Source organism: Stieleria tagensis (assembly GCF_024129865.1).
Classification (GTDB): domain Bacteria; phylum Planctomycetota; class Planctomycetia; order Pirellulales; family Pirellulaceae; genus Stieleria; species Stieleria tagensis.
Map to the genome: position 1 here is coordinate 20,518 of NZ_JAMYFE010000097.1, position 7,581 is coordinate 28,098.

Sequence of the window (7,581 nt, forward strand, 5' to 3'; positions counted from 1 at the left end):
CGTGGCGTGGCGAGTTCGGATCAAAGTTTTCGAATCGTGAGAAAGCCTGGTCTGGCGTTTCAGCTTTCGTCGATCTTCGATGCAGTCGGCGGTTTAGCGAATCGACTGAGCATCGCAGGCAATAATACCACGTCAGCAAACAACGCCGTCGCCAACGTCAAACATCCCATGATGCCAAAAATTCTGGCATCGCGTGAGTCGCCAATGATTGCCGACGCCAGACCGGCAATCAACACGATCGTCGTCATCAACAATGCCGATCCAACACCGGTGAACGCGCGGCGAATCACCGTCTTGTGATCACCACCGCATTTGGCCTCTTCCTGATAGCGCGTCAAAAAATGGATCGTGTCATCCACGGCGATACCGACGCAGATCGTGAACACACAGACGGTCACAATTTCCAAATGCTCGCCGCACAACACCAAGATTGCGGCGGTAGAAGCGAGCGGGAAAACGTTGGGGACGATGGAAATCAATCCGATCCGCAGTGACCGGTACACCAAGGTCAGCACCAGCCAAATCACCAGGCTTGCCGTTCCTAAACTGGTCGCTAGATCTGTCACAATTTGATAGATGTTGCGCCACCGATCCACCGCATTTCCATCCAACGACAGATCAAAATTGGGATGTCGATCGACGATCTGTTGCAACCCTGTTTCGATTCTCGCAAACGAATCGCTGTACGCGGCGATCCCCAGGTCTTGGACACGAAATTGAATCGATGCATTTTGTCGTTCCGGACTATAAAAGGCTCGCTTGATCGATCCCGGCAATAATTCCAGCAGCGACATTCGCTCGGCCGAGTCACCGGCGCCGGGTAGCGCCGCCAACAATTGTCCGACGCCGATCGGGTTTCCGATCAACGGTTCCTTTGCCAACAGCGCGTCGACTTCGCCAAGTACCTTCAGCAACTCGCCGTCATTCGACACGTCGTACCAGCGGACATTCACTGAACTAAACTCCAATCCACCGAGTGATCGATCCAGGTGCCGCAACGCTTGGGCGGCTTCGCCAGATTCACTGAGCCCGCTGTAACGTTTTTCGTCTGGTTCCAATTGCAAGGAGATCAAGACCAAGACCGCCGTGGCCACAATCGCTATCCAGGCCACCGCTTTGTCTCGCCGCAGCACCCAATCGACCAGCGGCCCGATTCGTCGCAATTGACTATCGATCACGCTCTTGCCTAGTCCGATGTGCAAGCGTTTGCCCAGCGGTGATCGGCAACCGAGTGGAATGACCGTCAACACGCTGACAAAGGTCATCACGACACCGACCACACAGCACATGCCGAACTCACGAACCACTTCGTGGTGCGCCCACAACAGCGATAAAAATCCAATCGCAGTGGTGGTGCTGGTCAAAAAACACGCCATGCCGACACGGGCGATGCCACGTCGGGCCGCTTCACGGACCGGCAAACCGTTTGCCCGCTGCTGACGAATTTCAACCATCAGGTGTACTGAATCGGTCAGTCCCACCAGACTGATCAGCACCGGTACGATAATGTCGTTGAACGGATTGTCTTGCAAATCAAAGTAGTGCAGGATGCCGTTGGTCCATGCCACACCGACCGCGGGGGCAATGGCCACAATCAGGACCGCCGAGAATCCACGAAACAAGACGATCGCCGACAACAACATGATCGCATAACCGATCATTTGATACTTGAACGAGTCGGTCACATGATTGTTCGCCATCATCAGGTGCAACGGCACCGGACCGGTCAATTGAAACTCGATCGCCGCGTGCGGTATTTTTGCCTCGACGGCTTCGGCTGTTTTTCGAATCTCCGTTGTGACCGCTTCATCGCTGGTCGCATGAAACCAGTCGATCTGTAGCTGCATCAGGACGGTTCGTCCGTCTTTGGAGATCAACTGGCCGACTGCCAACGGGTTCGCTAGAACTCGATCCCGTGCCGCATTCATTTGCCGCGTCGAAGCGTTCTCACTGGGCATCAACGTGCCCGACAATCCGAACAGATTGAACCCGGGAATATTGTCCAACCACATCACACTGCGGACTTGCGGCAACCGCTCCATTTCATCGGCGACACGTCGCAGCGCGGTTAGATGCGCGTTTGTAAAAATGTCGCCGGATTCCGAATCAGCGATCCGGGCGACCAACACACACTGGCCACCACCAATTTGAAAGGGTTGGACATTTCGTGGGGCGGCAGGGCCCTCCGGGACTGCGGATTTGCGGCGTGGCTGGGCGACAGATTGTTCGTTGGCAGCGGAATCGCGATTGTGGTTAACGATACGAGACAACTGACTCGTGACCCATGTCGGATTGACATGTCCCATCACCGCCAACGAGGTGAATAGCAAAAAGACCATCACTTGCGCCAGCGGATGATCGGCCCACCAGCGAAACAGCGTTGCGGCGATCCCTGCCGAAGCATCTGGTTTATTCACAGACGATCCGCCGCTTCAGATTGCAATTCGTCACGTTCGATGCGGCCGTTGCGGTTGTGGTCGAATTGTCGGAACCCAAACCGACGGAATGCCATCGGTGCTTCGTCTCGCTCGATCACGCCATCCTGGTTTAAATCCATCTGTTTCAAGAACTGGTCTGCCTGGTCGGAGATTGACTGGCGAATCACCGCAAGCTTTTCAGCCGACAACGGCTGGGCAGTTTTCTCACGATAGCGGCGACCGCCGCGTGGAATGGCAACATCAAAAAATGCGATCGCCATTTCCTCCCAGGTTTGGTCCCCCCAAGAAACGTAATCCCCCGGTTCAGGATTGAACGGATTGCCGGCGGAATTGTCGAAGGTGACGGTCATCTGCAATGATTCCAAGGCATCCAAATCGACCGGTTGCGAAAACTCGTACCAGTGCTGCCAATTAAAATCGTAGTGCGGGACACTCAACAGACGTTGCGTTTGTCCGTCGGTCCCCCTGGCTGTCAGTTCAAACGACTTGCCGCGCAAATGCATGTGCGGGGTAATCCCTAACATTCGGCTCTGCGGTGGGAACGAATCCACCGACAGGTTGACCTGGTGGTCTTTGGCGCCCGGCGGGATTTCAAATTCGTGATCGATCGCCAATTGCGTGAAAACTTCATGAGTCACTTCGCTGCTGTCGACGGACCAAATTCCAATCTCGGTTTGATCGGCCGACTCAGTACCGTTGGGTGTGTAGTGCATTTGAAACACCAGTTTGGAACCGGCCGGGACAAACCTCGCATGTCCACCTGGCAACTGCACCGCGCGCTGCCCCGGGACGTAGGCAGCCAACCAGCCGATTCCAGGAGAATCCGAACCGTCGGGAGGCCTGACAAACACGATCGCGTGGTGCACCACGCTGGCGTCACCGGGAATCACTTGAGCCGCACGAATCCAGCGGTCTTCTTTCCACTGTGGATCGACAACAAAGTATTGGTACTCGACCACGCCATCGGCGGGCACCATGAATGGACGATCTCGCATCACCACGACACCGTCCGGATCGGTTTGAAACTGCCAACGCTGCGTGCGTTGGGAAAACGTTGGTAGGTCCGCCGGATCGCCCTGCGGCATCCCATTGTCCAACCAAGTCGCAATCGTGTTTCGCGCTTTGGGCGGCAGATGACGTTCACCGACGAAATGTCCGACACTGCGGTCGGCATGCCAGGGCGGCATGCGCCCCTGGTCGATCACTTCCAAAATCATCTGTCCCCAGCCAACGACTTCGTCATAGTCAGTCAACTCCATTGGACCGATCTCGCCCGGCCGATGACACTCGACGCAATGCTTGTTCAGCAGCGGTGCAATGTCACGATTAAACGTGACGTCGGTTGACGTGGCGACCGGCGAATCAGACTTCGCCAAGCGAGTGATCAAGCATCCGACACCTTGAGTTTTCGGTTGACGCACAGGAGCCCCCGCCAACACTGCTGCGATCGCATCCTTTAAATCGTGCTGAGTCGGATGCGGCCGCGAAATCCCCGGCTCGTATTGGTCATCGATGCGGCCTTGGTAGCGTACCCACCCGGCCGGATCGATCACAAACACCTCGGGCGTTCGTGTCGCCCCCAGCGCCGCAGCCACGGACTGGTCGGCATCCTTGGCAATCGGAAATCGAATCGCGTGCTGCTTGGCATAGGCATCAATTTCCGCCGGCGAATCTTGAATGTTGCTGTTGACGCCCAAGAACTGGACACCTTGATCACCGTAGCGATCCGCCAGCGATTGCAAACGCGAACCGTACAGCTGTGCCAGGGGACATTCCGTTCCCAAAAAACAAACGACGGTGAATTCAGTCGGATCTAAACCAATCAGCTGACCATTCGTCGCCCGCGGGGTGAGTCGTTGCCATTGCACTGGACCGGCGGCCTGCAGCGACAACACCATTGCACTTGCCGCGACAAAGACGACAGATCGAATCGAAGTCAACACACTTATTCCTTGGTACCTGTTTCGACGTTATTCGTGCCATGGCGTCACATGTTAGCAACAACCGCTCCCACCCGTTGGAGTTCAACCTTCAGGTTGCTCCGGCACTGGCAGTGAACGCATCGTCGCTGGACCGGCCACGGTTCAGATTCCTGGCACTCACAACCGACTGATCCCTGACGGGGCCAGCTACGAAACGCTTTCCCGCACGCGCCCCCATTGTATGCTGTCTGTCATGAATGCTGCAGACGACGCTCCTGAACAACGACAGCGAACGGATTGGCCGTGGTGGTCGCTGCTGGTTGCACTGACGCTGTTGCCCGTCCCGTTTGGCATCCTCGTCGGCAATGCCCTCTACTTGAACGCGCTGCAGGGGTTGGACCGCGTCTCCCAAACGCACAGCAAAACGCTGTACATCATCGAAGGCAGCGCGTCCGGCATGCAGATGGCGCCCTGTGTTTTTGTTCTGGTCTGCCTGGCATTGCTACGCGCATCGTTGATGCGACGCCTGACCATCGCGATCAGCTTCGTACTACTGCACGCAGTTTTCAGTGTGGCGTCGACGCTGTATTGGAACAACGTTCTGAACCATCTCTCGTTGCGGCTGGGGAAGGAGATCTTAGACGAATCCTATTCCGCCCCTGCGGCAGCACTCACCTGCCTGATTATGGCCGCGCCCATGAAACTCTGGCGACGCTGGACGCTTGATCGCGATCAACCGGCGATGCCGGCGCGTTCGTTGGATCTGGCCACGCTGCTGGAGTGGACTGCGATCGCCGCGATCGGTTTTGTCTGCATCCGCCAGCAGATCGGTCAAATTCACTATCTGCCGATCGGATTGCTGATCTACCACCTGATCCTGTCTGGGTTGCCGATCATCACACTCACGCTGAGCATGCTGCTGTTGCTACGCTGTCTGCTGGTCCCCGGCCAATCGATTCGGCCGTTTCGAATGATCGGCTCACTGCTGGCCTGGACCATCGCGGCCACTCTGGCGGCCCTGGTCGCATTGAATTGGAAAGACCCGGCGGTTCGTCTTGAATTCCACTTCCAGACCAGCTCTCTCGTCCTCAGCTACATCCTCACCGGCATGCTATTGCTGATCGCCAACACACTCTGCCTGCGACAGCTAGGCTTCCAACTCAAACGATTCGGCTGATTGAGTTGAGTTTCCGCATTTCGCTATGCGCGTCGGAGCAATCGGAGCAATCGGACTTAAATCAATCGAAATCGAAAAAAACGATTGCCAATGACCAGACGTGTCACACCGATTGGTATCTTCGCTCCCGAGTGATTCGCCCCCCCGTCTCCAGCGGAGCTCCATGAACTACTACGCACATAGCCTACCGGATCAACCGCCCAGCAACTGGGAAACGATGGCGGAGCATGAGAAAGCAGTCGCCAATCGGTGCGAAGAATTTGCAGCGCGCATCCATCCCGAGTTCAAATCCTGGGGAAACCTTCTCGGCTGCTGGCACGACATTGGAAAGTACTCCAATGAGTTCCAGACCTACATTCACAAAGCGAACCATCAGCTTGACGCGATGCAAGACATTCATCGAGCCGAGCTTAGCGGAAGAGTCGATCATTCTACGGCTGCTGCCAAATGGGCGGTCGATCAGTTCGGGCCGCTTGGACGGCTCGTAGCATACGTTTTTGCAGGCCATCACGCTGGATTGCCTGATTGGGACGATGGGCACAGCCAATCCGGACTGCGGCAACGGCTGAACAAACAGATTGCCAATTTTGCCAACAACGCCCCAGAGGATCTCAAATTTCTCCCGAAACCACCAATGGTGAATCTAGCGAAACTGGGAAAACACCCGATTTCGCCAGGTGATCACATCCGGCAAACCTTTCGTGTCGCGATGTTCGCTCGAATGCTTTTTAGTTGTTTGGTCGATGCGGACTTCTTGGCGACGGAAGCATTTATGTCGCCGATTCAATCGAAACAGCGAGAATTTGAGAATCTCTCTTTGGATCAATTAAGGGACTGCTTAGCGGTTCATATCGATGAACTCACCGCAGCTGCCCCAAAAACCATTCTGAACGAAATTCGCAAGAAGATACGGGAGGAATGCATTGAAAAATCGACTCTTGAACCCGGCTTTTTCTCTCTCGATGTGCCAACGGGTGGCGGAAAAACACTGGCATCTCTGGAATTTGCTCTACGTCATGCTCACGCCGGTTCATGGGAAATGGATCGAGTTATCATCGCTGTTCCATTTACCAGCATTATCGAGCAGAACGCACAGGTCTATCGAGACGTCTTCGCATCGTTTGGCGATCGAGCGGTTCTTGAGCATCACAGCAATCTCGAACCCTGTCGCGAATCTGCCGCCAACCGTTTGCAAAGTGAAAACTGGGATGCCCCCCTTGTCGTTACCACCAACGTGCAATTGTTTGAGTCACTGTTTGCAACACGAACCAGTCAATGTCGAAAATTACATCGGCTTGCCCGAAGCGTCATCATCCTGGACGAAGCACAAACTTTGCCGGTTGAGCTAATTCAGCCCACACTGATGGTGCTTGAAGAACTCGTGGAATGCTACGGCTGTAGCGTCGTTCTGTGCACAGCAACCCAGCCGGCGCTGAGTATTCGTGATCGTTTCCCAATCGGCCTGCGCAATATTCGAGCGATTATTGATGACGCCGATGTGCTGCATCAAAAACTGGCTCGCACTCGCGTCAACGTCATTGGAGGTTCGGCATCGCACCTCACGAATCCAATTGCAGAATCTTCGTCTGATGGATGTATCCGACTCGACAATGAAGACTTGGCTGATGAAATGGCTGCTCTCGATCGAGTGCTTTGCATCGTCAACACGCGTCCTGATGCCGCTGATGTCTTCGATCGGTTAGGCGACGACGAGGGCAATTTCCACTTGAGTACGCGGATGTGTGCGGCACACCGATTGGAACGGTTCACCGAAATCCGAAAGTGTTTACAGCCGGAGTCCAAACGACCTTGTCGTGTAGTCAGCACACAATTGATCGAAGCTGGCGTCGATGTCGATTTCCCTGTCGTAATGCGAGCAGCTTGCGGATTGGATTCGCTTACCCAAGCTGCCGGTCGTTGCAATCGAGAAGGAAAACTGGAGGTTGGCGAAGTTGTCCTTTTCCAGACAGAACGATTGCCGCCCCCTGGCTATTTGCGACAGACTGCTCAACTGACATGGGAACCAGGGCAATCGCACGTCGAT

The 7,581-nt window shown here is 55.2% G+C and carries 4 protein-coding genes; 2 read left to right on the plus strand and 2 right to left on the minus strand.

Features of this window, described 5'->3' with window-relative positions:
- Positions 1-59 precede the first annotated feature (59 nt).
- Together NHH03_RS21645 and NHH03_RS21650 are read right to left on the minus strand one after the other, a co-directional pair.
- Entirely contained in the window at positions 60-2,417 is a 2,358-nt protein-coding gene (locus NHH03_RS21645; RefSeq protein WP_253159565.1) for an efflux RND transporter permease subunit, read from the minus strand.
- Positions 2,414-4,378 carry a redoxin domain-containing protein gene (locus NHH03_RS21650; RefSeq protein ID WP_253159567.1) on the minus strand — a complete coding sequence of 655 codons (1,965 nt, stop codon included), beginning with the start codon at positions 4,376-4,378 and terminating at the stop codon, positions 2,414-2,416. The genes NHH03_RS21645 and NHH03_RS21650 overlap by 4 nt, the downstream gene beginning before the upstream one ends.
- A 235-nt stretch (positions 4,379-4,613) precedes the next feature.
- Between NHH03_RS21650 and NHH03_RS21655 the strand changes: the two genes are divergently transcribed.
- Both NHH03_RS21655 and cas3 read left to right on the plus strand, forming a co-directional pair.
- Positions 4,614-5,537 carry a hypothetical protein gene (locus tag NHH03_RS21655; RefSeq protein WP_253159570.1) on the plus strand — a complete coding sequence of 308 codons (924 nt, stop codon included), beginning with the start codon at positions 4,614-4,616 and terminating at the stop codon, positions 5,535-5,537.
- Between the two features lie 163 nt (positions 5,538-5,700).
- On the plus strand, positions 5,701-7,581 hold a 1,881-nt coding region (gene cas3, locus NHH03_RS21660), incomplete at its 3' end, for a CRISPR-associated helicase Cas3' (protein WP_253159572.1).